This window comes from Microscilla marina ATCC 23134, assembly GCF_000169175.1.
GTDB lineage: Bacteria > Bacteroidota > Bacteroidia > Cytophagales > Microscillaceae > Microscilla > Microscilla marina.
This window is the reverse complement of record NZ_AAWS01000063.1, coordinates 25475-50559: the sequence shown is the minus strand read 5'-3', so window position 1 is coordinate 50559 and position 25085 is coordinate 25475. Positions and strand designations below refer to the sequence as shown.

Below are 25085 nucleotides of genomic sequence, written 5' to 3'. Positions count from 1 at the left end.
TACTCTAGAAAATCACTGCATAACTTCAAGATGAAACTACAGACCAAGTCATGGATAAAATCATCTGGCGGTTAACCTGGACTTTGACAAACTTTCTTGCCGAAAGAGGAACCAACTTTGGACAACTACAAGCATACGTAAAACAAAATAATATACTGGATACTGATACCGAGAAAGACACTAAGAAAGTTTCGGATGTGTTTTCTCATGTAAACTTTGCAGACTACCACCTATATGAACTGACCGAGCAAGGAGCCAACTCTGAGGTTATTTTATCTCTGTTCAAACGACTTACTCAGAACACCCCCACCAACCCTGTTTGGGCAAGTTATCAAAACCACTGTGTGAGCTGTGAACTAGCTGAAAAATGTCCTATCAAGTTCAATTATGAGTTTGTGATGGAAAAGCAGGTACAAGAAAAACTCACTCACTTGCTTATCAAATGTATTGTGCAATACAAACACTTGATATCGGTAAGGGCACTACTTAATTTTTTACACGACTTAGTTGTTCCGTTAGAGCTTGCCCCACTGAGCACAGCCGAGGTATACACCAAAGTAAAACGTTATCAGGTAAAAACGTTTATCAATAATATACATCCCAACTACTTGTTTGAACATCCAGACTTATCAGCCATTTACAAACATTTACACTTGCTTGACCCAGTAAATGAACGTAAAGAAGACTTGGATCAAACCATTATTCAACTAATTACAACAGACAAAGTAAAAGATACATTTGAAAGAGAGGCAGGCTTGCCTAAGGAAAACTCTTTTTTTCATAGATTTTTAACTGAGGGGTTTCAAGATAAAACGCACAAAAAAAGTAATTACACGCTACTTATTAATCTTTTTACTCGTTGGCATTACTTCAAGACCAATCAGCAAAATGAGGTATTGGGAAATCAAATATATCAAAAATACTTACAAAGCCTTTATTACTTTAATAGTGAGGCTACCCCAGAAAGTGCTCCCTACCAACAACTATATAAAGACATAAAAGAAGCTATTTATAGGTGGAACGGCAATGCTTTTCAAGCAGACATGGTCAATGTATTTATTGGTCATAAACAAGATACATATAAGATAAGTCAGCGTCTTAAGCTTAAACCAAAGGTTCACCCTCGTGATATTTCAGTTCCTCAAAAAAACCTCAAAAAATTTAAAGACATAATTACCCTATACTATGGCGTAGAGGGCAACCCAGAAGAAAGCTTAGAGATATCAATAGATTATGAATTGTACCAACTTTTGCAAAAAGTAATCAAAGGATACCGCCCTAACAAGCTTGATAAGAGTAATCATATCAACTTTGTGCATATCGTAGATAAAATCATTGGTCTAAACAGTCAAAACACGCCACTCATATTCCATGAAAATAATGGTAAATCAAAGAATGGTTATCGTTTAAGCAAAGACGATTTTGGTAAGTACCAATTTGAAAAAATATAGCTATGGACTTTGAAATAAAAACTAAAGAATTAGAGAATAACTATCTGAAAGACAGAAAAGGAAAGAAAGAGTTTAGGCACACTACTAACAAAAATTTCAAGCTACTTCCTTTTGTAACCAACGATAGTAAAATTAGAGGAGAAAAAAACAGTGTTAAAAAAGACCTTACGGCTTTTCAGGGCATTGCTAGTGAGTGTTATCGGATGATCCATAATCAAGAAAAGCCCGATAAAAAGCTACTATATAAAGAAGAAATCATCGACAAGGTTTTAACTAAATCACAAGTAAAGGCTGAAGATAAGCCACAAATAGAAACTATACTTAATAAAGTGGCTTTTGATACTCAGGGTAACCTGTTTATATTCGATGAACGTATTTTTTCATACATCAACTTTCAAAAACCAACTGGGATTCTTGAAAATATAAGCTTGTTTTTTTACACTATATTTTTTGATGAAAAATTAAAAAGTAAAGCCTCAAAAAAAACGAGTCAAAAATCGGTAAGCAATATTTATTACCAACTTATACTGAGCAGTTTACCCGAAGTAAAATCCAATAAAAATAACCATAAAGGCTTTGATATTTATCAGAATTTTGTACCTGAAATTACAGAGATGTTCCGCCAGGATTTAGCCTTTATGTTGGAAGATAAAAGTTTTTTCATTGCTTATTTTCCTTTGCTCATTAAGTATTACTACTTTAACTATTTAAAGCAGCTCACGCTCAGCCTAAATCATTTTTTTGATGACTTTAATCAAAGTATATTTTTTACTTTGGAATGGGAAACCTTATCTAAGTCTAGAATAAGCCATCAAAATGGCTGGAGTTTATTTGAAAGCAAGGCTCGTAATATCTTTTCCTTTGTAAATTTCTTTGAGCTTATTAGTTATATTGAATACAAAGGGGAATCATTTTTTAAAGGCAACTTTCAGCAGATAAAAGTTAAAATAGAAGCACTTGATTCCGCTGAACAAACAGAACTTACCCAGAAGCTTGAAGAAATCACCCAATTCTATCAACAAAAAATGGAAGCCCATATGGATAAACCTTTTAGACCAGGGAGCAGTTGGGCAGATTTTGAACAAACATACCAGCCTCGTTATAGCCTGGCTGATGCACCTGTACACCATCACCTCCATAAGTTATGGACAGCCATTGACTATCAATTTATCCATAGTGAAAGGGATAGTCCTTATAGTAGGTATCAAGCTTGGATCACAGAATTTTGTAAGCTGAACTTTGTTCGCAACCGTGGGCGTTTGGGGCAGTCCTTAAGCCTTGACCAACACACTTTGTTGTTTATTACTAAACTTTGTCTGGGAAAACATCCAAAAATAAGGCTTAAAAATCTATGGGTTGAATATAATAAGCGAGGACTTTTTTTTGACCCAAGCAGTCAAAAAGAAATTGTTAAGTTGTTTGAAAAAATCAATCTTTTGGAGAAAAAAAGTGACAGTGGGGATGCCCAATATGTAAAGACCATACAATAAGAAGCTATGAACAAGGACTTAATTCATCAATACATTACAAGTGCAGTACTGGAACACTTTAAGACCAAAGGATTAGCACCAGGCGATAGATATAATATTTACTTCGAAAAACCTGAACAAGTACAGGGACAATTTGAAGCTTTTGACTTAGAGGCATTTGATTATACTGAGGCATCTTACAAAGTTCATTACCTGCCAATTGATAACATCAAACTCATTGTAGCTTGTAACAATGCTGAAACTACGGAAGACTTCCTAACCAAGCTCAGGAATGAAGTCAGTAAAAACGAAGGAATCTTCACTGATACGGCCATTCTGTTTATTCATAATACCCAACTAGACAGCCTTACCGGAGGAACCGAAAGTCTGTTGAAGGAAGGAATGCCTTTACACATAGATGTAATCAAGGAAACTATCAAGGAAAAAATCAAAGAAGAAAAGTTTCTAAAAGGCCATGAACGAAAAATACTCTTGAACACCTTAGAGCAACAAAAGTCTGATTTATTTGAAGATAATCATTCCCTGTTTGATTTTCGGGTATTCTTAGAAATATTTGCAGCTCAGGAAATTTCTGACACTCAATATAAATCTCTGGGCTTATTTAAAGACAACGAGCTGCATTCTATCAAAGAAGAAAAAAATATCAACAAAAGGATTCAGTCAAACCGAAGGCTCTTTGATACAGTAGACCAGACACACAAATACGGAAACCCATCGGACGATCTGGAGAAACACTTTGCATCTGCTGGGGTAAATGCCTTGAGTAAAACTGGGGAGAAAAAACAAAAAGATGGTTCTCAGGAACAACCTTGGTTTTCGGCAAACTTTGAACAGGTACATGAATGGGAAGAACAGAAAAAGAAAGGGGATAAGCCAGAGTATATTGAAACCACACTCAAGAATCAATTAATAATCTGGGAAAAGCCAGAAGGAAATACCAAGGCCAAACAACGTCAGCGCAATATCATTATATTTAACCACTTGCCTGATGCAAGCACTCCTAAAGACCCCATTGAGCTTACCTGCCAGTTTAATGTAAATCCTAAAAAAAGTGATATAAGCTGTCCTATTGATAGTAATCTAAGTGTAGAGTATGCCAATACAAAAGATAAGATTAACCTAAAGCTTGCTCCAAAAGATGCCCAGGATACTGCCTATTGTAAGGTTACTTACACTCATGTTGACAAAGTAAGCAATGACAAAACCAATTTTGAATTTCGTGTTTTTATACTCCCCCTGCCAGAACAGTTACTCAAAAGCATCAAAACGAATTATGTAATAAACATAAAAGCTAATGGACAGTTTATTGAGATCAGGACAGATAATATTGATGACGTTTTAACCTTTAACGAAGATCAGGAAGGTATAGACTCAGAGGGTTTGATAGCTGACGGAACCTATCATTTGTATGAAGACACTCGGTTAGAGTTGAAGCCTGATTCAAATTATGATGAAAGCTTTGTAAACTTTACTCTAAACTATAAAAACACGAGCATTCCATTTCGCACCAGGGTGGATTACGAAGAGCTCAGAGGTATTACAGGTCTGGAAGTATGGCAACAAAAGCGAGTGAAAAAAGATAGTTTTAAATACTCTCATGAGGTTAAAAACAACAAAGATGTTATAAAGCTCAAGCAAAAGAATAATGAATATACTGTTCGAGATGATTTCCGGCAAAGCCTGAAGCTGGAAGCAAAACTGATAAGTTTAGGGGGATGCTATTGGCAAGAGCAAAGTAGTGAACATATCAGTAAACAACACTTAGATATTGCCCCATCTGTGGCTGAGCATTTTCACTTGATTGTTAAATATTACCAAGATAACAAGCTTTTGCCTAGTTTGACTTTTTGGAATGATACGCTACGCCAACTTATCAAAGACTTTCTACACTGCTATCTCAAAGAGCTTAAAAGTATTACCAAAGGTGCTCCGCTTACCAAACAACAACAGAACCTGGAAAACATTGGAGTGATTAAAGAGCTACATGGCCAGGAAAGATTTAAATATACTCCGTTAAACCCGATCAACTTAGTTTATCAACTAGCCTTGTATGAAGAGTTGGATACGCTGGAGTTACCCAAAGAAATTGCGGGTAAATTAACCCCACTGGGTATTGTACCTTACATCTACGGGCAAGGTGAAGGTAGAAGTATTGAACTATATGCACCAATAGAACAGACCCATTCTCAGGAGTGGTTGTATTACCACAGTGCGCAAGTAGATACTTCTTCTGCCTCTAAACGCTACGCAGCCAACCTTATTAAAGACAAAATAAATGAATTTATTGCTCACTTTCACTATCTCTTTATTAAAGGCACCCACGCTCCACTAAAAATAAATTTGATTAACCTGGGTGATTGTAAAGAAGCATTTCAAGGTATTTTTAACTATTACAAATCTGTCATTCAACAATCGACAGTTTTTCCTATTGATGTATATATATACGGCTCCGACGATTATATTACCAAATTCGAAGAGTTTTCTTTTCATGATGATGTGGATGCCATTCAAGATGAGTTTGGTATTACCCTAAGAACAGAGCGTTATGATCCAGAAGATATACTCAATGTATTTAGGCAAAATGTACACTTCTATACCAAAAAACTAGATAAGGGCGTAGAATACGCTCACCTTTCTTTTTATCAGTTTAAGCCCAAGGAAATGAGAGTAGCCCATAACACGGCTACTGACGTAGCTACCGGACTCTCGCTACATGGATTGGTAAACGACATTCCTTCTGTTTTTACCAATGGCAGTTACCGCACTGGGTTTGGTTCTATGAATCTATCACTAAAGCAACTTGACCTGCTTGAAGAATTGGCAGTGTATTACAACGCGCTTATCGATGTTGCTAAATCTGACAACCCTTTTAATGTAGAGCAGGCAATATGTACGATCATCAGTGAAGAGTCTAAAAAAGACCTGGAACAACTCTACAATCACTCACAATGGATTACATTTATTGACCCAAAGGTTGACCTTAACTACTTTAAAGGGAACAAAGACATTGTAATTATTCATTACAGCGATCAGTACAGCAATACCAGTGGCTATGATGCAATTACTGTAACCCGTAAAGCAAAACAGTACCAATTTGTAATTGAGGAGTTTCTAAATAGTAAACCTAATATCGAGGTTCAAACTGCTCAGACACTTGACATCATCAACATGTTCAACGCCCTGAATGGAGACTGGTTATTACAACTGATTTCGCACTCAGAGTATTCACATTTTGACCGTGAAAAAATGAGTATTCTATCTGCGGTTAAAGTAGGTTTAGGCTTTTTATATCATGAAAACATCATCTGGGTACCCATATCACTAGAAGAGGTACTACGTGTATCAGGGGGAGCAGGCTTAAAGCAAAAAGAGGGCATATTTTCAGCTAAAAACCTTGGCTTAGAAGGAAAACATAGCGATGACTTACTTATGGTAGGCTTAGAAGAAGTAGGAGGAAAACTCTTATTTCACTTATACCCTATTGAAGTGAAAGTGGGCAAAAACTATCAGAATGTAATAGGCAAAGCTGTAGCACAAGCCCGCCACACTAAAGAAGGTATATACACTACCTTAAAGGGAGATACTTTTCAACATAAATTTTACCGTAACTTCTTTGCTAAAATGGTACTGGTTAGTGCCGAAAAAATGAAGATTTATGGTGTTTGGCCTGAAAAAAACAACGATTGGCAGAAAGTTTTAGAAGATTATCGCTACCGACTTTTAAACGATGATTTTACGATTACCAATAAACTCAAAGACTTTATTGGGGAGTACGCAGTGGTTTCATTCAAGGCAGACGTATTTGTACGTAAAGTAAGCGAACAAGGTGAAGGCCTGTTGATGGAGTTGCTAGAGTCTGATGGGTACAACTATCTTTTGGAAGCTACAGAACAAATAAAGGATAGGTACCAAAACGGAGAGTTCAAACATCAAATGCTCCACCAAAAATATCAAGTAACGCAAACAGTCTCAGACCTGCCCCCAAACTCTGAATCAGCACAAGTAGAAGTAAAAGCCAATGGTCACTCATCTGATACTCACCTTGTGATTAATGAAGAAAAGCCCTTAAACATCTTGTTTGGGCACGAAGTAAATTACCAACAAGAAGTACGCTGGTACCCTACCTCTACCGATAAAGTAATGCATACCAATACAGGGATTATAGGTACTATGGGAACTGGTAAAACTCAGTTTACAAAATCATTGATTACTCAACTGGTTCAAAACTCAACTTATAATGTCAATGAAACCCCTATTGGCATGCTCATATTTGACTACAAGGGGGATTACATCAAAGATGATTTTGTACAAGCAACCAACGCCAAAGTATTTGACCTTTTTCAATTGCCTTATAATCCGTTGGCAATTGACGTTAGTGAGAACAGTCGTCCTCTACTCCCCTTACATATTGCCAGTAACCTTAAGGAAACCATTACGACTGCTTTTAACCTTGGTATTAAGCAATCGCAAAAATTACAAGATGTAATTATGCAGTCGTATGATGCCAAGGGTATACATAAAGCCAATAAAGCTACCTGGAATAAACTCCCCCCTTCTCTAGCCGATATTTGTGAAATATACCTCAACGATGAAGATGTAAACCAAGACAGCCTTTACGCTGCATTAAAAAAACTATATGATTTTGAGATTTTTGAGCCAGATGCTTCAAAAACAAAGTCTTTATTTGACCTGATAGAAGGAGTTACAGTAATTAACCTCTCTGGGTATGATGATGGCATTCAAAATCTGGTAGTGGCCATAACCTTGAATGTTTTTTACTCTCAGATGCAAAAAAACGGGCATAGTACCATTGAGGGCAACTTAAGGGAAGTAACCAAAATGATATTGGTAGACGAAGCTGACAATTTCTTAAGTAAAAATTTCGATTCACTACGCAAAATATTGAAGGAAGGAAGAGAGTTTGGCGTAGGAACTATCTTATCTACACAGTTTTTGAATCATTTTTCCACTGGTGATAATGAATACTCTAATTACATTCTCACCTGGATTATTCATAAGGTAACTGACATCAAAATTAAAGAGATTGACAGCCTTTTTAACCTTGAAAAAGGCGCAAAGGAACGATTAATAAGCGAAATTAAAAACCTCGAAAAGCATTATAGTGTAGTGAACCTCGCTGGTTCAGAACCTATATTTATGAAAGATAGAGCTTTTTGGGAGTTGATGATAAAAAACTAGTAATATGGAAATAATCAATGCCAATCCAACAAAAGAATTTTTCATTGATATGCTCACACGGGATATTAAACTTGAGAGAGCAATCATTGATTTGATTGACAATTCAATCGATGGAGCAAGAAATACCAAGTTAGAAGAAGGTTTCAATGAATATAAAGTAACATTAACCATAAACCAAAATTATTTTGAAATTCAAGATAACTGTGGAGGCATCGCTTTGGATATAGCTTTAAATCAAGCTTTTAGATTTGGTAGACCAAGTGATGCACAAACAGTAAACCACTCAATAGGGCGATTTGGTGTTGGGATGAAAAGGGCATTATTTAAAATTGGGAACAACTTCACCATAGAGTCAAAGCATGGTGAAGATCACTTTTTGATAGAAGTAAATGTTAAGCAATGGGTAAAAGAGGAAAGTTGGGAGTTTGAATACACACCTGTAAATAGAGGAGATAAACCAGGTAAACTCACAGAAGATGGTACCTATATTAAGATTGATAATCTCCATAGTAATATAGCCAGCGAGTTTAATCTAACACATTTTATTAATCAATTGAATGCTGATATAACAAGAACCCTCAGTTATATTATTAACCAAGGTCTAACAATAATAGTTAACAATACAACTCTACAATCAGAAGAAGTGGAAATCTTGAAATCTGAAAAAATTCAACCTATAGCTAAGTCTTTAAAACTAGCAGGAGATCAAGTAACTGTTCAAATATTTGCTGGTATTGGGGAGGCCAGCCCTGAAAAAGCAGGGTGGTATATTTACTGTAATGATCGCCTTATATTAGAAAAAGATAAAACGAACCTTACAGGTTGGGAAGGAAGAATATATGATGAATCTGATACAGTCAAGTTCCATCATATATATGCAATGTTTCGAGGCATAGTATCATTTCAAGCAGATGATTCCACTCTCCTGCCTATTACCACTACAAAAACTGGTATTGATGCTAATTCTAATATATACAAAAGAGTAAAAGAAGAAATGATTTCAATGATGAAGCAAGTCATAAGCTTTTTGAAAAAGCTAAAAACAGACGAGGATAGAGAAGAAATAAAAACTGATACAGAGAAAGTCAATGTAAACAACCTTAAAGTAGAAGATTTCAAAGAAACATTTAGATACCCAGAAATACAATCAGCTAAAGCCTCCAGTAGATTTGCTAATATCAGCTACAAGAAAGAAAAGGATAAAATAGACACAGTAAAAAAAGCATTAAATATTAGTTCTAATAGGGAAGTTGGAGAAGAAACATTCGATTATTTTTATAAAATGGAGGTTGAGTAATGGGAAAAAATAGTTATGAGGTTTTTAATTATAGGTTACGCTCAGGGAAATCCATAGAACGCGATATTATTCTATCTATAATAAAGCAAGTAATTACACCTTCTCGCCTTAAAACTTATAGATATATAGGCTTGGGATCTATTTTTTACACAGATTTTAAACTATTCCATAAAGAGTTGGGTATAGATGACATGATAAGTATTGAAGCAGTAGAATATACTGAAGAAATCGAAGAGAATAGTGAAGAATTTGAAAATAGGTTTCAATTCAACATACCATTTAAATGCATAAAGCTTGAAATGGGAGCTACAACAGATGTTATACCTCGCCTAACACTGGGTGACAAAAAAAGTATTGTTTGGTTAGATTATGATGGCTCATTAGAAACTTACATGTTTGATGATATTTCTGAAATATTAAAGAAGGTTTGTAATGACAGTTTCTTTATTCTAACCTGTAATTGTTCATTACCTAAATATTTCCATGGACAAGATAGTAAGGAAGAAACACAGAAAAAGTTAAATAACTTCAAACAACACTTTGAAAACCTGTACCCTCCAGAAATAAGTCAAAAAGACTTCACAAAACTTAAGCGATGCGAACTATTAAGACAAATGTTTCATAATAAAATAAACCAAACCTTATCAAATCTAAACGGAGTAAAACTAGATACCGAAAAACAAGTATTTCAGCAACTATTTTACTTTCGTCATCAAGACAAAGCCCCTATGCTCACATTTGGCGGCCTTCTAACATCTAAACAAAAATTAAAGAAGCTAGATGAAGAGGCTAGATTTAATTTTGAATTTGTGAGTAAATGTAAAAACTTAACCAACATAGAACCACCAATAGTCACTAATAGAGAAATTGACTTAATGAATAAGAAACTTCCAGCTTCATCACAAGATGATTTTTTAAATGACAAAGACATTAGATTTATTCCTAAATCAGTAAAAGAAGCATATCTAAAGTATTACAAATACCTTCCTTTATATATGGAAACCAGAGGATTTTAACCCAACCCCAAACTCACCTCACTAATCAAAAAATCAATGCCATCCAGGTTTGGGTTAGAACTAATGCTACTATGAATCAGCTCTAACCCATGATCTATATGAAGCTTAAGGTATTTCGGGATGTCTTTATCTGTTTTATAAAGCTGATATTTTTGGCAAATAAGGGCTGTATAATACGCTTCATGTTCACCTAGTAAAATTCGCTTGCTGTATTCTTTACCTTTGGCATCAGCAATATTTTTTAAGTCAAGCTTTTTACTCTGTGCCAGAGAGTGACCTAGTGCAATCCGGGCAATGGCATTCTCTGCCCCTAAACTTAGTTTACTAGTGAGTTCTGTAATACGTGTTTTATTGGCTTCAGAAGTTTTAAGACTACTAAACATTTTGGGTAACTAGTTTTTGGGCTGTTTCAAATAATTTATTTGGCTTCACAGGCATAAACGAAGATTTCTCATCATCTTCATTTACTATCAAGTGAGTATTGTTTATATGCTCTTTTAGTAAATTATACTCAGTTTCTGTCATCTCTTTATTAAGCAATGGTAAAATAACTACTTGCTTAGAGATCGTTGGATAGAATTCTGCGATGATATTCTGAGAGTGAGCCACATCCAGTTTTTGCATTGGACTATCGATAAACACCGGAAAATCAATGTTTGATTCTTCAACCAAAGATTTTAAAATAGCAGTAGCATAGAGTTGCTGTTCCCCTTTTGATAAAGTCGTTTTTTCTATTTCTTCACCACGGTTATTATACAAATGTATATCTATAATATCATTGTCTAGTTCTACTTTCACTCGCTCCACAAAGTCTTTTTTATGCATCAAGGTTCTTAATCCCTGTAAAATATGTTGCTCCAATGACTCATGCTTTTTGTGCTTCATCTTTACAATAAATGCATTCAAGTGTTCAATTAACTTTGCGGTTTGTTTATCTTTACCTTTATACTTTTCGCCCACTTCTATTTTTCTCGTAAGGCTTTCATATAAACTTTTTTGACTATTCAGTGTACTTTCTCTTTTACTACTTTCACTGATGAGTGCCTCTATTTTATCTTCTATTTCAATCACCCGTTGTTCTAACAGGTTTTTTTCGTCTCTATGCTTTTGAATCAACACATCCTTTTCTTTACTCTCTGCATCACTCAATTGCCCGGTTACTTGAGCCACATCCTGACGGTTGCGTTTAACACGTTGCTTTAAAGCTTGAAGCTGTTTTTTATAAGAAGTTTTTAAGTTATCAATGATTGCCCTTAGTGTATACAACTCATCTTCTGAAAAACCATGCAATACTTTTACTTCATCAGTTGCTTGTTGTTCGTCAGGTTTAAAGTGTTTATCTATTAATTGTTGAAGGCTTTTTAGGTAATATTCATGCGTGGCTTTGTGAATATCTTTGTTTTTGAGTGACTTGAAGTCTTTTAGCAACTTTTTGAAGTTGTCTTGGGTAGCTGAATCCTGTACAGAGGCTTTAGACTGTTTTAGTTCTTTTACCCCTTGTTCCAACACTTCATTCAATAGTTTGAATGAGATAGCAAAAGGCGCCAACTCCATCAAATCTTTAAACTCATTTTTTATTTGCTCTCCCTCTCCCTTAAGCTGTGCTTTACGTTTACGCAAATCTTTGATCTGATCAACTGACAACCCACTTCCTTGGCGAATTAAACGCTCTTGTATTTGATCTATCTGAGTTTGGCTAATCAACTTCTCTTCTTTGAGCTTAATAACTTGTTCATCATTATATTCAATTAGCTTCTCTGCTTCTTCAATCTGTTTAGCCGTTGTTTCAAACTTCTGTTTTTCATCATCACTTGCCGAATCTCTACGAAAACGAAGTCTTAAATCCTGAAGGTTACTTTTGAGTGTTTCGTATTTATTAATCCCCAATACTTCGGAATAAGCTTTACTCAACTTTCTCTTATCATCAATGGACTTCATTTCAGCCAGTGAAACTATTTTTTCAGCATCAAAGAAGAAGAACTTGGCTATTTCTTTAGGTAAAATAAAATCGTGGATAAAAATCTCTGTACCAATATCCTTGATTAATTCATTTTCTTGCCCATCAATCAGTATTTGTAATTTATCCTCAACAGCCCCATAACTATAGCTCCTAATGATATCTATATTACTGCAAGAAACCCCTGGTATATCAATATCATTAAATGTGATTTGCACCGAATATAAACGCTCATCATTGGCATAAGCCAAGCGGTTCATGCTTGCCAACAAATATTTATGGTATCCTCCTGCCTCAATGATTTGGCGTTTAAAAATATCATCTACTTCTTGCATGAGCTTGCCATACAAGCACCAAACCAATGAAGTAAGTAAGGTAGTTTTACCATAACCGTTGCTTCCAGCTACCACAAATACATTGCGATGGCTTTGGCTTTTATAATCAAAAGTAAGTTGTTGGTCTCCCGCGTAAATTTTAAAGTTATATAGCTTTATTTTTTGGATATTCATTCTTATATGTCTAGTTTCATTTGACCATTGTCGCCCTCTTTTTTATCAAAATTAACCTCTCCATCCTGATAACCTTCTACAGCGGTTTTGGTGGGGTAAACATGTTCTTCTATAATATGTTCGAGGTCATTTTGAAGCCCTCTTTTATTTACCAGAAGTACTTTATTCTTTTGCGCCTTTAGCAAGTTGTTAATCAATTTAAACTCCCCTTCATTGTCACAAACTTCTTGTAGCAATTTCTTTTCTTTTTTTATGTTTTCATCTCCTTGGTTGAAACTGATTTGCCGATTGAAAACGTCATTGTATATATCAGAAACATTAAATTCAAAAATAAAATCTCTATGCCAGGTTACTTGAATGGCAGCCAACTCCTGATGGGTTATCAGCACCATCTCAGGCTGATCTTCTTGGATTTCTCTTTGAGCCTTAAGAACCTCCTCTAAAATGTATTTTCTCCATCTTGGCCAGTAGGGACCTGGTCCCTCTTGATTATTTCTTCTAATGGGCATTCGGTATTTCTCCAGATCATATTCTGGGTGATCCCGATCTACTGTTTTTGATAAGAAATCACGAATTTCCACCAGTGGTACCATCCAATCCTCTCCACTTTCAATTAAGCCCTCCATAGATTTGTCTCTTTTTACCACAGTACAAACCCAACAACCAAAACGACTGTTGCCACAAGAAGGAGTTGAGATATCGGTAATAATAGGACAATCACCACCACTAGAACTCATGTATAAGGTAATCAACTCTTTGTTATCACCTTCCCAAGGTGGGTTTACTGCTTGCAAATAAGTCCAAACATCCTTAGTGAGTACATCTTTGATGGGAGTAAAAGCATAGGCATTTGCCAAAGAGTGAGTTCTTAGGCGTTGCCCTTTTATTTCATGACGCTTAATATTTTTGGCTCTTTGTGAACTTTCGTCCGATCGGGTACCCAGTAGGATGATAACCTCTCCATAATTACTTATCTTATCCTTAATATATTGGGTAGTAGGGTTAATTTTGAGGCGTTCGGTACACCAACGAAAGATAGTGTTTGGGGCAGGATACCCTTTGCCAATGAGGTTTACCCAAAAACTACTTTCGAGCTTTGGAGTAGTTTGTTCTACAGTCATTGGCATGCCTTGGGCAATGCTTGCTTCCCTAATTTTTTCAAGTGTTCTCTCTACAAAACTTAAAATTTTTGGGTTTTCGACCAAAGTGTTGTTACAAATTACATGGATGGGGCGTGTGCGCAAATCTTGCGGTACATTATCTTGAATCGTTTTCCACACCAATTGCAATAGCATAGTAGAATCCTTCCCTCCGCTAAACCCTATAATCCAGGGACGGTTATTATCCTCCTCACGATACTGCTCAAGTATCTCTTTTTTTATTTGTTCAACTTGCTCTTTTATATTCATTTTTGTAGAATCGTTTTTGCTCACTAAAGTTAACAATTTTAACATTATTAACAAAATAGCATCGAAAAGACAAAATTACTACTAAAACAAACAACATCGTAAGATCGTTGCACAATTATGGAAAAAAATAATTGTCCTTTCTGTCAAGCTAATTTGAGCACCATAAAATCTCAGCAAAATGTATTTGCTATTTATGACAAGTATCCTGTTTCACCAGGGCACACACTCATTATACCAAATAGACACGTAGCTAACTTTTTTGAGCTCACCAAAGAAGAAATGAATGACTGCTGGGCATTGGCAAAAGAAATGAAACAAATATTGGCAGAAGAATACCAGCCTGACGGGTTCAACATAGGCATTAACGTGGGTGAAGCAGCAGGACAAACTATTTTTCATGTACATATCCATCTTATTCCAAGGTATAAAGATGATGTAGAAAACCCTGCTGGTGGAGTACGTTATGTCATTCCTGAAAAGGCAAACTATCTCAAGAATTTATAAAAGCCGTAGAGCTCTCAAGTTTTCAATAGCTTCCTTGAGCAACTCAATGGCTTTATTTATCTCTTCTTTAGTGGTGAATCTCCCCAAGCTAAAACGCATACAACAATAAGCATCTTGTGCTGAAAGTCCCAAGGCTATCAACACATGTGATGGTTCAACAGACGCTGAGGTACAGGCAGAGCCACTGGAGAAAGCCAAACTATCTAAATTAGCAATCAAGGCATCACTATCTACTCCTTGAAAAAAAATGTTACTAGTATTATAAAGTCGGTGTGTAGTATTACCATTAATAGTAGTATCTTCTATCTGTAGTAGATTTTGTTCTAAATAGTCTCTGAGTTCTTGAACTTGCTTCGCATCTTTTTCCATGTCTTGAAGAGCAACTTCTGCAGCTTTGCCCAAAGCTATGATGCCTGGTACATTGAGCGTACCACTTCGCATACCTTTCTCGTGCCCACCCCCATGAATAATAGCTTCTAATTTTACTCGAAAAGGCCTCCGGCTTCTAAAATATATGCCCCCAATACCTTTAGGTGCATATATCTTATGACCAGAGAAAGTCATTAAATCGATGCCTAAATCATTTACATTCACAGGTAACTTGCCGAATGCTTGGGTAGCATCAGTCATAAAAAAAGCCCCAGCCTCATGCACAATGGCTGATATTTCTTTGAGTGGTTGTATCACCCCTGTTTCGTTGTTTGCCAGCATCACTGACACTAATACAGTATCTTCTCTTACTGCCTTTTTTAGCAAGGTAAGGTCTAGCCTACCGTCAGACTGAACAGGCAAATATTCTACCTCAAAGCCTTTACTAGCCAAAAACTCATAAGTATCCAGCATCGCCTTATGCTCAGTCGCTAATGTAATGATATGTTTACCTTTTGACTTTTGTGTTTCTACCATCCCTTTTACGGCAAGGTTAATCCCTTCGGTAGCACCTGAAGTAAAGATAATCTCGCTTGGTTTTGATCCTATGAGTTTGGCTATTTGTTCTCTGGCTTGGTTTACCGCTTGGTTGGCATCTAACCCTGGTTGATGCCTACTGGCAGCATTCGCAAAATTTCGGGTAAGATAGGGCATCATTGCCTCTAAAACTCTAGGGTCTACTGGGGTAGTTGCGTTATTGTCTAAATATATAAAGTCTTGATTTTTCATTTCTTGAGTTGTTGAGTGGTAAAGCAGGCTTTACTTACCATTATTTGTTTCAATTGAGGTGTAAAAAGCTACTTTATTCATAACATTCATTACTACTCATAACCTTTTGACTTTAAGCCTGACTCAGTTTTGTATGAATCAGGCTTAAAAAAGCTTGGCATTTACAGTCTAATTTGCCATAAAATCCATGATTCTCACACTCAAACTCTCTCCTTCATAGTGAGTGGTTGCCCAAGCCCCTTCACCTGGTAGCATATCAGGCAAATAATAAAGCATCAGTACCCGTTCAAACTTTTGCTTAACCTGAGCCTTCAAATATTTTGCAATCTTTTCAAGTTCTTCTTTGGTTCGCTTTTTTTCCAGACGAATGTTGATTGTATGCTTGTAATTTGCCATAGAGGTTTGATTAATAATAGAAAACCCAGCTGGTTTCTCCAGGGGAACCACTGTTTCTTCTTTTTCAGAAACGGTTGATTTTTCAGGTGCCTTCTCCATAGGTTTTTCTTCTTTTTTTACTTGTCGAGTAACCTCTTGCTTTCTTTCATTCCACTTGCGGGTAGCTTCATCCTCCTTGTTTTTCTCTTCTTCTGGGATAAACGGTGACACAATAAGGCTAAATATCACAAGTACAACTAATGCTTTTTGCCAGGTTTTGAGTTGGTTAAAGGCGTTTTTGATTGTTTCAGAAACTGTCATATTTGATTGTTTTGTAAAGTTATAAATCACTGATAAACAAAAATATTCAAAAACATCTTAGCCGCCCAAAAAACCACCCACTCTTTCTCCTCGTTTCCCTACGATTCCCCACTATGATTGTTTATACTTGCACTACACAATTACAAATAAAAAAGCCCCGCCAAAGTGCCTTTTAGTTTGGAGACCGAAAGCACTCAACACGGGGTTCCTATAAAGTAGAAACAATATGCAAAACTCAACAATTTACACAAGAAACCCAAACCAGATGTTGGGTTTGTGGGTAGAGGATGTCACTTATCCGGCATTGGGTGTAGGGCAGGTACAAAGCTATGACCCTCATCGCCAGTCATGCATCGTAGAACACTGGCAAAAGTCTGTGCTCAATCACCTGAGTTTTAACGGGATACTCTACCCTTACCACCGTTTGCGTCACGCGCAGTACCATTATGTGGGGCGGCATGGCAACACGCTTTATTATGTGCACCACGGCACCGTTTGGCGCATGGACTTTGAACCCACGCCTGGTATTTGGTCAGTGGCAGATTTTGCCGGGGCGGGCACTTCTTTTTATGAGCGAAGGGCGTATATGGAAGCCATGCACCTGGAGGGCTGGGGCGATGAGCTTACCCACGACGAAGCCGAAATGCTCCTGGGTTACTGGCAATACAGCGGTGAACTGGAAGGCTTGATTCCTTACTTGATTCCTTGTGAACACCACGAACGCAGCAGTCTGGGTCAGTACCTGAATGAGCTCCGGCAAGTGTATGCCATGGCAGTGGTATAAGGCCATTTACCTTCTCCCTGACAAGCAACCTTGTCGGGGAGTTTTTTTTAACACAACAACAACAACAACTTACTTATCTATACTCCCATGAAAACAAGCGAACAAACTACCCTGACAAAAAAAGCAACTACAATTAAAGAACTGAATCCTGCCCACCTTCCCACTTTTGAAGGTTTCTTTTACCCCGCCAGCATCTGGCTGGACAAGCACCTCAACCCGGTGGCAAAAAACCTGCTCGTAGAAATTTCTTTGCTGCAACAAAAGCCTTTGGGCTGCATTGCCTCTAACGAGCATTTTGCGGCTACCCTTAATATTAGCAAGCGTTCGGCGGCCAGGTATATTTCGGAGCTTGTCAAAGATAACTACCTGATTTTGTCAGGATTTAACGGACACCACCGCCAGCTTCGGGTCAATTTTGCCCGGCTGGAACCTCGACAAATTGGCAAGGTTGAGGGACAAACTGGCATGGTTCAAGGACAATTTGGCGAGGTTCAAACCGCACAACCATGCCAAAAAGAGCCAGCAACCATGCCAATTTGTCCACATAGTAGTATCAGTAATGAGTCAACTAACAATATCTCTATAGAAGAGAAAGGGTTGCTTAAAAAAGAAAAAGCGACTATACCACCCAAAAAGAAACAGACGCCTAAAACGGCAGAAGTTAAGGTAGTCAAAAAGCCAACGCCTAAAAAAACAAGCCTTGCCTTAGAAGTCAAGCTGCCTTTTGCTTCGGATACTTTCAAGCAGGCCTGGGACGATTGGCTGAGGTACCGCACGGAGATCAAAAAGCCCTACAAATCGGCACTCAGTGTACAAGGTATTTTGGATAAGCTGGCGGGGTTTGAAGAAGCCTTTGCCCTGGAACTCATCGGGAAGTCGATTGCCAATGGCTGGCAGGGTTTGGTGTTTGCCAAAACGGGCGAACAATACCAGGAGTGGCTGACCACTAAAAAGAAAGCAAGCCAGGGCACAGGCACCCGCGCCCAACCTCAGCCCAACCTGATGAGCCTTACCCGTCAAACCACTGGCGTATGCCACCAATTATCGGCACTCGAAGCTCAGCGGGAACAGTTCAAAGATTACCCCGCCCACACGCTGGCCGTGGTTCACGGGCAACTGCAAGACTTATGGCGCAAAGCCCAACGCCTGCAAATGTTTGGCAGCGAAATTTATAGAATTACTGCCTTGGGCAACGAAGTAAAACAACTGATCAATCAACACAAATCAAATTAAAAACTAATGGAAGACTTAATGAACGAGATTACCCTTTACCTACAAAGCCACCAGGCCTTTCCGGTAGACTTTGATGCCTTTTGGCAATGGTGTGGCTTTGCCAGAAAAGACTCAGCAAAAAGGACGCTGGAAAATAATTTTACAAAAGATGTAGACTTCAACCTCCACAACGTGGTGGAGGTTCGAAAAGAAGGTAAGCGAAAAGTAAAGCGGCAAGTAGAGCAGATCACTCTAACCATCGACTGCGCCAAGTCTTTTGCCATGCTTGCCCAAACCGAAAAAGGGCGCGAAGTAAGGTTGTATTTTTTGGAATGCGAAAAACGATTGAAGGCGCTTACCAAAGGCAAGAACAAACTTCAAATCCTCAAAGAAAGCGTAGAAACCCTGATCGATCACGAGGAACGGATCAGCGATTTGGAACAAGAACGAGCAGATGCGAAGGCTTATTTAGCGGCAATCAACAAAGACCCTTCACAAGCACTTTTTGTGGATACCCGCCGTGCCTTTGACCACATCATCAAGTCTTATGCGCTCGCCAAAGGAATACCACCCCAGGAAGTGTATGCTACTTTTTACCGCCAGTTTTCCGTGCGTTATCAACTGCAAGTGTACCACCTTGCCCAAAGAGCCGATAAAACCCCCATTGCCTGGATAGAAAGCCGGGGCTACATCACCCAGGCGTATGACTTGGCGATAGAGTTATTTGTGGAGTAACAAGGGGCGAAAGCCTCTATTCTTTTATATTTAGGCTTTCCACCTTGTTTTGTTTTGAAAAGGTTTTTATCTTTAGTAGCAGAGAATAATAGCATGATGAATAATATTGAAAAGCTTTATAATAACAAGGTTATATTAGCCATCGTAGTTGGTGGGTTAGTTGTATTAATAAGTAAACCTTTTTTTCCAAAGTTTGCACAAGTAGTTGAATCTTTTTTGATACCAGCATTTATTGTGATAGTGTGCTTTGAAATACTTATTATTAGAATAAACCTTTCCTCAGACTTTGAGAAGGTTATAAAAAAAATAGAATTACTTGAAGACTACAAAAAATCTGAATTTGACGAAATAATAAAAAAAACTCAATCAATTAAAGATCAGATACAATTAGGCTATCAATTCAAAGCGTTCGACTCTGGGGAACAATTTGATGATTATTTAAACTTTCGGGTAAACCAAGCTAAAGTTATAAAGGTAATACACCTTAATTCATTTCCATCATCATCTACAGATCAGTCATATGAAAAACGAAGTTATAATAATATCATTGAGGGATTTCTAAAATCTAAAAAGACATTTCATAGAATTTACTGCAAATCTGACAACCCCAATATACAAGATTGGATTAGGTCTGACTTACAAAAATATGAGCATCTAAACCACCTTATTTATTACCTTGATAAAATAGAGCTAACAAACATCCGAACTATTTCTGTAATGATAATTGATGAAGAGGAAGTATGCCTTGGAGGTGGTTATAAAACTAGTTATAAACACCCTACAATAGCGATAAAAAACAAGGAAATAGTTCAGTTTTACACTGACTATTTTAACTACCTATTAAGTGCATCAATTCAAATAAGTTCGGGCGATAATGTTGACTGGGAGTTATTCAATAAAATATCGAGTTAAATAAAAAACTATATCCAGTAAAATTCTTATAAAACTCCATTCCATCCCCCAAATCCACACTCTCATAAACCCCGTTTTTTTTATCTCTCCATTCCTTGCTTAATAGCCGCTCAAACCAAACAAGGAGAAAAAATCAATGGCTTTAAGATACACAGGTGATTGCCACGTGGTGGGCAGTCGCGCCGAAATACTGGACTTGAAAAATGGCACCAACGCCACGGGCAGTAACCCCGATATGCGCACCTTGGCTTCTGGGCTACTGACCACCGTGACCGATGCCACGGGTGGGGCAGTACAACTCGCTGCGGTGAGTACTTCACAGTTTGCCGCGCTTGCTGCCCAGGAAGATGGAGATGCCCCTTGGAAACCGATTACATACAACATTGACACCGATACGGCTACTGCACTGAGCTAGACAAAACTGCATGGAAGAATACAAATATTTTAACATTCAGAACGCCGCAGGAGAGGTTGCTCATATTTTGCTGTATGACAAAATCGGGGTAGATGAAGAAGGCAAAGGTATCTCCGGACGACGCTTTGCCGAAGAACTGTTTCGGTTAACGAAACGCTTTCGCCGCATCAATGTGCGCATCAACTCACCGGGGGGCAAAATCACTGACGGCTTGTCTATTTGTGCCGCCATTCTCAACATCAACCAAAGTACGCCTAATGTGCGCATTGATACTTATGTAGACGGGCTTGCCCTCAGCATTGCGGGGCTGATTGCGGTATGCGGCAAAAAAGTGGGCATGTGCAATTTTGCCAAACTAATGCTTCACAACCCTTTTATTGGGGGTAAAAATGGTACTCAAAATGGCGGGATAGAGCAACACGAGACCTTGATGCAGGTCAAAGAAATGTTGCTCACCCTGCTGGCTACCCGCACCGGACAAAAGGTAGAAGATTTATCGCTCATGATGAACCAAACTACCTGGTTAAGTGCAGCCGAAGCAAAACGCCAGGGCTTTGTGGATGAGGTATTTGAGCACCCCAGAAAGAAAAGCATGGCGCCATCTTTGGCAGCGGCCGGCAACGATGCGGCAAGCCTCTTTGATATTTTCAATGAGTACCCCTTTGAAATTTCACCCAAACCAACAACACCTAAAATTCAAAACACCACCATGGATTTAACCCCTGAACAAGCCGAGCAGCTCCGGAACGAGGTGCAAGGCTATAAAGGCGACCTGACCGCTGTGCTCAATGCCTGTGGGCTACCCACCGATGCGGGACGTGACGGCATTCTTGGACATGTCGAAGGGCTCAGAAATGAGATCAAACGCCTTAAATCGCTTGACCTCAAAATTGAGAGCTACAAAACCAATGTCGAAAACCTGGAAAACGAAAAGAAAAGGTTACACGATGAGGTAGCCGAAATGAAAAAACACGAGGCCATTGCCTTGGTAGAAAATGCCATCAAAGAAGGGAAAATTGCCCCGGTAAAAAAGGAAAAATGGCTTAACCACGCCTATGACAACTATGACATGGTGCGTGATACGCTTGCCGATATGCCTACCCACCCTAACCTAGTCAGTAAGATCAAGGCTATGGGTACAAGTAGCCACGAAGCTGGAGCAAACGCTGGTTTTGAGGAGTTGAGCTTCAGCGAACTCTCCAACCAGTTTCCCGAAAAGCTGATGCTCATTAAAGAAGAAAACCCGGTGCTTTACAAAGAGCTGTTCCGCAAAGAATACGGTACCGAGCCAGTGCTTTAAGCTAGTTTTTTAGTCGGGAGTCAGGAGTCAGGAGCTTTTTCAATTTTTCAGCCTTCCGATTATTTCAAAACATTTACACTAAATATTAAAAAAAATCATGGCAGGAGTTCATAAGGAAATCTGGACGGGCGAGGTAATTCGCAAGTTCAGAAAAGACACCTCATTTATGAATCGCATTCCAGATCGCAGCGATCTGGTCAATAACAAAGTAATTCACCTCACCGAATTGGGGGCTGACCCCAAAGTACTCATCAATAACAGTACTTACCCTATTGCCACAGTAAACGACGTGGACTCGGATGTGGCCATTAGCCTGGACAAGTTTGACACCGAAAACACCTCGGTATCGGACGACACCCTATACGCCATTTCGATTGATAAAATGGGCGAAACCACCACCAAGCACACCGAATCGATGCGTGAGGCAACGGGCGACAAGGCCATTCACGCTTTTGCCCCGGCAAGCAATACCGCGCGCACTCCGGTGATTGTGACCAGTGGCGAAGCGGTGAGCGAAGATGGGATTACCCGGAACCGTATGGTGCCCGGCGATGTGGCTCACCTCAAACGCCGTTGGGACGATGCCAACGTACCCAAACAAGGCCGAGAGTTGATTCTTTCGCCTGCCCACGTCCAGGATTTGATTACTACCCACGAAAGCTTTCGTGACCAATACGCAAACATTCGCGAGGGGCAACCCCTGCGTTTGTATGGCTTTATGATCGGCGAATACACCTCTTTGCCTTATTATGCCACCAGCGGAATCAAGAAAGCTTTTGGCAGTCTGTATAACCCTGGCACCGACCGCATTGCCAGCGTAGGTTTTGTAAACTCGGAGATGTTTAAGGCACGCGACCGGGAGGTAAAAATGTACTGGCAGCGCTCTGAAAACAACCCTCGTTTGCGCCAACACGAAGTAGGCTTCCGCCTGTACTTTGTGGCGTTGCCCAAAGCCAACCGTGCGGTAGGGGCAATTGTGGGGTAAAAATCAATTGTTGTTGCTACGCTCATTGTTCCATTTTAAATGGTTTTATGGCTCTATGGTTTTATGGTTGGGCGAAGCCATTCTACTGCGCTTTGCGAACAATTCAACAGCCCCAACAATTCAACAATTTTTTTAAAAAACTTAAACAATGACACAAATCAAACAATACAACAAAGAAGAGCTTCGGGAAATGTTGCCCGAAGCCTTTCAACGCTACCGTGATCAGGCAACCTTGCTGGTACTCTCGGACACCAACATTTTTGCCGATGACCCTGGCGGGCGAAGCCTGGCCGTCAAACATTCGCATAAGTTCCACGCCCGCATTTTTCGGTTTCAAAACCCCGAATATGCCGAAGGCCGCCAGGAACAAGCCTTTGGAGTGATAGAAGATGTAGAGGAAGAAGCAACCCTTGGGGCAAAAAAAGCTTCGGCGAAAGCCACTGCTAAAAAAGTAGTGGAGAGTGAGCCCATCGTTGAGGCTGATAAGGATGACATCTCGGCAAATCTCACAGAGCAGGTAAAAGCAGAGGAAAAGGCAGCGGAGGCTAAAAAAGCGACAACGACGGTACGCAAAAGTGGTACGGCTGGAGTGAAAGCGAAGAAGTAGAATTAGTCCAGAGTTGAGAGTTGGTAGACGGGAGTTTCTACAGCCATTAGCTTTTAGCTTGAGGCTGTTTTTTAAGCATTTAACCAACCTTATAGCACGTTGATTTTAGATGGGTATAAAGTTCACAGGTTGAAGCTTAATCACTTTTGCAAATCTAATAAGACTGCATTACTAACTATCGTCTCCCGACTCCCGACTACCAACTATTGACTAACCAACTAAAAACTATGAGTAATTTACCAGACGTTTCGATCAATTATCTGGATGGGCAACTCGGCGGGGCGGGCTTTAGCAACGACGGAGTGGCAGCCATGCTGCTTTCGGGCGTTGCCGTGCCCCTTTCCGGGGATGCAGGTTTTGACTTGGGGGTGGTCATTGGTCCCTTTTTCGGAATCAAAGATGTGCAGAAAAAAGGCATTACTGCCGAGTATGACACCAGTAATTCGCTGAAAGTATACGCTCACTGTGTAGACTTTTACCGTCAGGCGGGCGAAGGGGCAGAACTCTATTTGATGCTTGCCCCCAAAACTGTAACGATGGCAGAAATGCTGGACACCGCAGGCAACTATGCCCCTGATTTGCTCAACCAAAAGCAGGGCAACATCAAGCTATTGGGAGTGGGCAGGGTGCCCGATGTGGCGTATAATGCTTCCCCAACAGAAGAACTAGACCCCGATGTGCTCGCAGCTTTGGCAAACGCCCAAATACTTATCAACGCTCAACAGACATTGCACCAACCTGTGCAGATCATCATAGAAGGGCGCGACTTTCAAGGGGATGCCTCAGCGGTGAGTAATTTACGCACTCAAACCGCCAATCGGGTCTCAGTGTGTTTGGGTTGGCACGACGAAAGCTACGAAGGCAGTTGGCTGGGTTTGGTACTGGGAAAGGTAGCCGGGGTACCCGTGCAACGTAGCGTTGGGCGGGTAAAAGACGGCGACTTGGGCATTCAGCAGGCGTATATTGTCACGGCTGCCACGCCAAAAAAAACGGTAGAACAGTACGGGCAGGGCAACCTCAACTTGTTGCACCAACGCGGCTATATTGTGCCCCGCAGTTTTGCCAACCGAGCGGGTTATTACCTCAACGGTGACCCGGTAGCCATTGCGCTCACCACCGACTACAACAGCATTAGCAGAGGCAGGGTAGCCGATAAAGTGGCACGTATTGCCTACAATGTGTATGTGCAGGAGCTATTGGACGATTTTCAGCTGGAACAAGGCAAGCTACCTGTGGCCAAGGTAAAAGCGTTTGAGCAGGACATCAAAAAAGCCCTCGATTTGCAAATGACCAACAACGGAGAGGTGTCTTCGGTTACTCCTTTGATTGACCCCGACCAGGATGTGATTGCTACTGCCGAGCTCAAAGTAAAAATTGACATTGAACCCGTAGGAATGGCGCAAAAAATCACCATTGACCTGGGGTTTGTAAATCCATCATCATAAGTAG

The 25085-nt window shown here is 39.3% G+C and carries 20 protein-coding genes; 15 read left to right on the top strand and 5 right to left on the bottom strand.

Going from position 1 to position 25085, the window contains the following annotated elements:
- Positions 1 to 50: 50 nt before the first annotated feature.
- The 5 genes from dptF to M23134_RS39320 are packed head-to-tail and all read left to right on the top strand — an operon-like array spanning position 51 to position 10453.
- Positions 51 to 1451: a DNA phosphorothioation-dependent restriction protein DptF gene (gene dptF / locus M23134_RS33165; RefSeq protein WP_002704324.1), complete on the top strand. Its 1401-nt coding sequence runs from the start codon at positions 51 to 53 to the stop codon at positions 1449 to 1451.
- A gap of 2 nt (positions 1452 to 1453) precedes the next feature.
- On the top strand, positions 1454 to 2941 hold the full coding sequence (gene dptG / locus M23134_RS33160) for a DNA phosphorothioation-dependent restriction protein DptG (protein WP_002704322.1): 1488 nt from the start codon (positions 1454 to 1456) through the stop codon (positions 2939 to 2941).
- 6 nt (positions 2942 to 2947) lie between these two features.
- The gene (dptH, locus tag M23134_RS33155) at positions 2948 to 8140 is read left to right on the top strand and encodes a DNA phosphorothioation-dependent restriction protein DptH (RefSeq protein ID WP_002704320.1); all 5193 of its coding nucleotides are present in this window, start codon (positions 2948 to 2950) and stop codon (positions 8138 to 8140) included.
- A gap of 4 nt (positions 8141 to 8144) precedes the next feature.
- Positions 8145 to 9437 (top strand): ATP-binding protein, encoded by a 1293-nt coding sequence (locus tag M23134_RS33150; RefSeq protein ID WP_002704318.1) that lies wholly within the window; start codon positions 8145 to 8147, stop codon positions 9435 to 9437.
- Entirely contained in the window at positions 9437 to 10453 is a 1017-nt protein-coding gene (locus M23134_RS39320) for an O-methyltransferase (protein ID WP_002704316.1), read from the top strand. The genes M23134_RS33150 and M23134_RS39320 overlap by 1 nt, the downstream gene beginning before the upstream one ends.
- On the opposite strand, the gene M23134_RS33140 is transcribed toward M23134_RS39320, so the two are convergent.
- The 3 genes from M23134_RS33140 to dndC are packed head-to-tail and all read right to left on the bottom strand — an operon-like array spanning position 10450 to position 14328.
- A complete protein-coding gene (locus M23134_RS33140) occupies positions 10450 to 10836 on the bottom strand; it encodes a DndE family protein (RefSeq protein WP_002704315.1) in 387 nt (128 codons plus the stop codon). The genes M23134_RS39320 and M23134_RS33140 overlap by 4 nt on opposite strands.
- A complete protein-coding gene (dndD, locus tag M23134_RS33135; protein ID WP_002704313.1) occupies positions 10829 to 12919 on the bottom strand; it encodes a DNA sulfur modification protein DndD in 2091 nt (696 codons plus the stop codon). The genes M23134_RS33140 and dndD overlap by 8 nt, the downstream gene beginning before the upstream one ends.
- A gap of 2 nt (positions 12920 to 12921) precedes the next feature.
- Complete coding sequence (dndC, locus tag M23134_RS33130) at positions 12922 to 14328, bottom strand: DNA phosphorothioation system sulfurtransferase DndC (protein ID WP_053337438.1); 1407 nt, start codon at positions 14326 to 14328, stop codon at positions 12922 to 12924.
- Between the two features lie 117 nt (positions 14329 to 14445).
- On the opposite strand from dndC, the gene M23134_RS33125 reads away from it, so the two are divergent.
- Positions 14446 to 14832 (top strand): HIT family protein, encoded by a 387-nt coding sequence (locus tag M23134_RS33125; RefSeq protein WP_002704310.1) that lies wholly within the window; start codon positions 14446 to 14448, stop codon positions 14830 to 14832.
- Here M23134_RS33125 and M23134_RS33120 read toward each other — a convergent pair.
- Positions 14827 to 15990 carry a cysteine desulfurase family protein gene (locus M23134_RS33120; protein WP_002704309.1) on the bottom strand — a complete coding sequence of 388 codons (1164 nt, stop codon included), beginning with the start codon at positions 15988 to 15990 and terminating at the stop codon, positions 14827 to 14829. The two genes, M23134_RS33125 and M23134_RS33120, sit on opposite strands and share 6 nt — an antisense overlap.
- Before the next feature lie 168 nt (positions 15991 to 16158).
- Complete coding sequence (locus M23134_RS33115) at positions 16159 to 16686, bottom strand: hypothetical protein (RefSeq protein ID WP_002704307.1); 528 nt, start codon at positions 16684 to 16686, stop codon at positions 16159 to 16161.
- A 226-nt stretch (positions 16687 to 16912) separates the two neighbouring features.
- Between M23134_RS33115 and M23134_RS33110 the strand changes: the two genes are divergently transcribed.
- The 9 genes from M23134_RS33110 (at position 16913) to M23134_RS33065 (ending at position 25081) form a co-directional block, all read left to right on the top strand.
- Positions 16913 to 17470 carry a hypothetical protein gene (locus tag M23134_RS33110; RefSeq protein WP_002704305.1) on the top strand — a complete coding sequence of 186 codons (558 nt, stop codon included), beginning with the start codon at positions 16913 to 16915 and terminating at the stop codon, positions 17468 to 17470.
- Between the two features lie 87 nt (positions 17471 to 17557).
- On the top strand, positions 17558 to 18703 hold the full coding sequence (locus M23134_RS33105; RefSeq protein WP_002704304.1) for a helix-turn-helix domain-containing protein: 1146 nt from the start codon (positions 17558 to 17560) through the stop codon (positions 18701 to 18703).
- A 6-nt stretch (positions 18704 to 18709) separates the two neighbouring features.
- Positions 18710 to 19417 (top strand): hypothetical protein, encoded by a 708-nt coding sequence (locus M23134_RS39315; RefSeq protein WP_002704302.1) that lies wholly within the window; start codon positions 18710 to 18712, stop codon positions 19415 to 19417.
- A gap of 93 nt (positions 19418 to 19510) precedes the next feature.
- On the top strand, positions 19511 to 20329 hold the full coding sequence (locus tag M23134_RS33090; RefSeq protein WP_002704300.1) for a hypothetical protein: 819 nt from the start codon (positions 19511 to 19513) through the stop codon (positions 20327 to 20329).
- Between the two features lie 136 nt (positions 20330 to 20465).
- Positions 20466 to 20744, top strand: coding sequence for a hypothetical protein (locus tag M23134_RS33085; RefSeq protein ID WP_002704298.1), 279 nt, complete (start codon positions 20466 to 20468; stop codon positions 20742 to 20744).
- 10 nt (positions 20745 to 20754) lie between these two features.
- Positions 20755 to 22044, top strand: coding sequence for a head maturation protease, ClpP-related (locus M23134_RS33080; RefSeq protein WP_002704296.1), 1290 nt, complete (start codon positions 20755 to 20757; stop codon positions 22042 to 22044).
- 97 nt (positions 22045 to 22141) lie between these two features.
- Positions 22142 to 23029, top strand: a complete 888-nt coding sequence (locus M23134_RS33075; protein WP_002704294.1) for a hypothetical protein — start codon at positions 22142 to 22144, stop codon at positions 23027 to 23029.
- A 148-nt stretch (positions 23030 to 23177) separates the two neighbouring features.
- The gene (locus M23134_RS33070) at positions 23178 to 23636 is read left to right on the top strand and encodes a hypothetical protein (RefSeq protein WP_002704292.1); all 459 of its coding nucleotides are present in this window, start codon (positions 23178 to 23180) and stop codon (positions 23634 to 23636) included.
- Between the two features lie 227 nt (positions 23637 to 23863).
- Complete coding sequence (locus M23134_RS33065; RefSeq protein WP_045114830.1) at positions 23864 to 25081, top strand: DUF2586 family protein; 1218 nt, start codon at positions 23864 to 23866, stop codon at positions 25079 to 25081.
- Positions 25082 to 25085: the final 4 nt, after the last annotated feature.

Coding starts and splice junctions, on each gene's coding strand:
- dptF (WP_002704324.1), top strand. CDS start 51: ATGGATAAAATCATCTGGCGGTTAACCTGGACTTTGACAAACTTTCTT.
- dptG (WP_002704322.1), top strand. CDS start 1,454: ATGGACTTTGAAATAAAAACTAAAGAATTAGAGAATAACTATCTGAAA.
- dptH (WP_002704320.1), top strand. CDS start 2,948: ATGAACAAGGACTTAATTCATCAATACATTACAAGTGCAGTACTGGAA.
- M23134_RS33150 (WP_002704318.1), top strand. CDS start 8,145: ATGGAAATAATCAATGCCAATCCAACAAAAGAATTTTTCATTGATATG.
- M23134_RS39320 (WP_002704316.1), top strand. CDS start 9,437: ATGGGAAAAAATAGTTATGAGGTTTTTAATTATAGGTTACGCTCAGGG.
- M23134_RS33140 (WP_002704315.1), bottom strand. CDS start 10,836: ATGTTTAGTAGTCTTAAAACTTCTGAAGCCAATAAAACACGTATTACA.
- dndD (WP_002704313.1), bottom strand. CDS start 12,919: ATGAATATCCAAAAAATAAAGCTATATAACTTTAAAATTTACGCGGGA.
- dndC (WP_053337438.1), bottom strand. CDS start 14,328: ATGAATATAAAAGAGCAAGTTGAACAAATAAAAAAAGAGATACTTGAG.
- M23134_RS33125 (WP_002704310.1), top strand. CDS start 14,446: ATGGAAAAAAATAATTGTCCTTTCTGTCAAGCTAATTTGAGCACCATA.
- M23134_RS33120 (WP_002704309.1), bottom strand. CDS start 15,990: ATGAAAAATCAAGACTTTATATATTTAGACAATAACGCAACTACCCCA.
- M23134_RS33115 (WP_002704307.1), bottom strand. CDS start 16,686: ATGACAGTTTCTGAAACAATCAAAAACGCCTTTAACCAACTCAAAACC.
- M23134_RS33110 (WP_002704305.1), top strand. CDS start 16,913: ATGCAAAACTCAACAATTTACACAAGAAACCCAAACCAGATGTTGGGT.
- M23134_RS33105 (WP_002704304.1), top strand. CDS start 17,558: ATGAAAACAAGCGAACAAACTACCCTGACAAAAAAAGCAACTACAATT.
- M23134_RS39315 (WP_002704302.1), top strand. CDS start 18,710: ATGGAAGACTTAATGAACGAGATTACCCTTTACCTACAAAGCCACCAG.
- M23134_RS33090 (WP_002704300.1), top strand. CDS start 19,511: ATGATGAATAATATTGAAAAGCTTTATAATAACAAGGTTATATTAGCC.
- M23134_RS33085 (WP_002704298.1), top strand. CDS start 20,466: ATGGCTTTAAGATACACAGGTGATTGCCACGTGGTGGGCAGTCGCGCC.
- M23134_RS33080 (WP_002704296.1), top strand. CDS start 20,755: ATGGAAGAATACAAATATTTTAACATTCAGAACGCCGCAGGAGAGGTT.
- M23134_RS33075 (WP_002704294.1), top strand. CDS start 22,142: ATGGCAGGAGTTCATAAGGAAATCTGGACGGGCGAGGTAATTCGCAAG.
- M23134_RS33070 (WP_002704292.1), top strand. CDS start 23,178: ATGACACAAATCAAACAATACAACAAAGAAGAGCTTCGGGAAATGTTG.
- M23134_RS33065 (WP_045114830.1), top strand. CDS start 23,864: ATGAGTAATTTACCAGACGTTTCGATCAATTATCTGGATGGGCAACTC.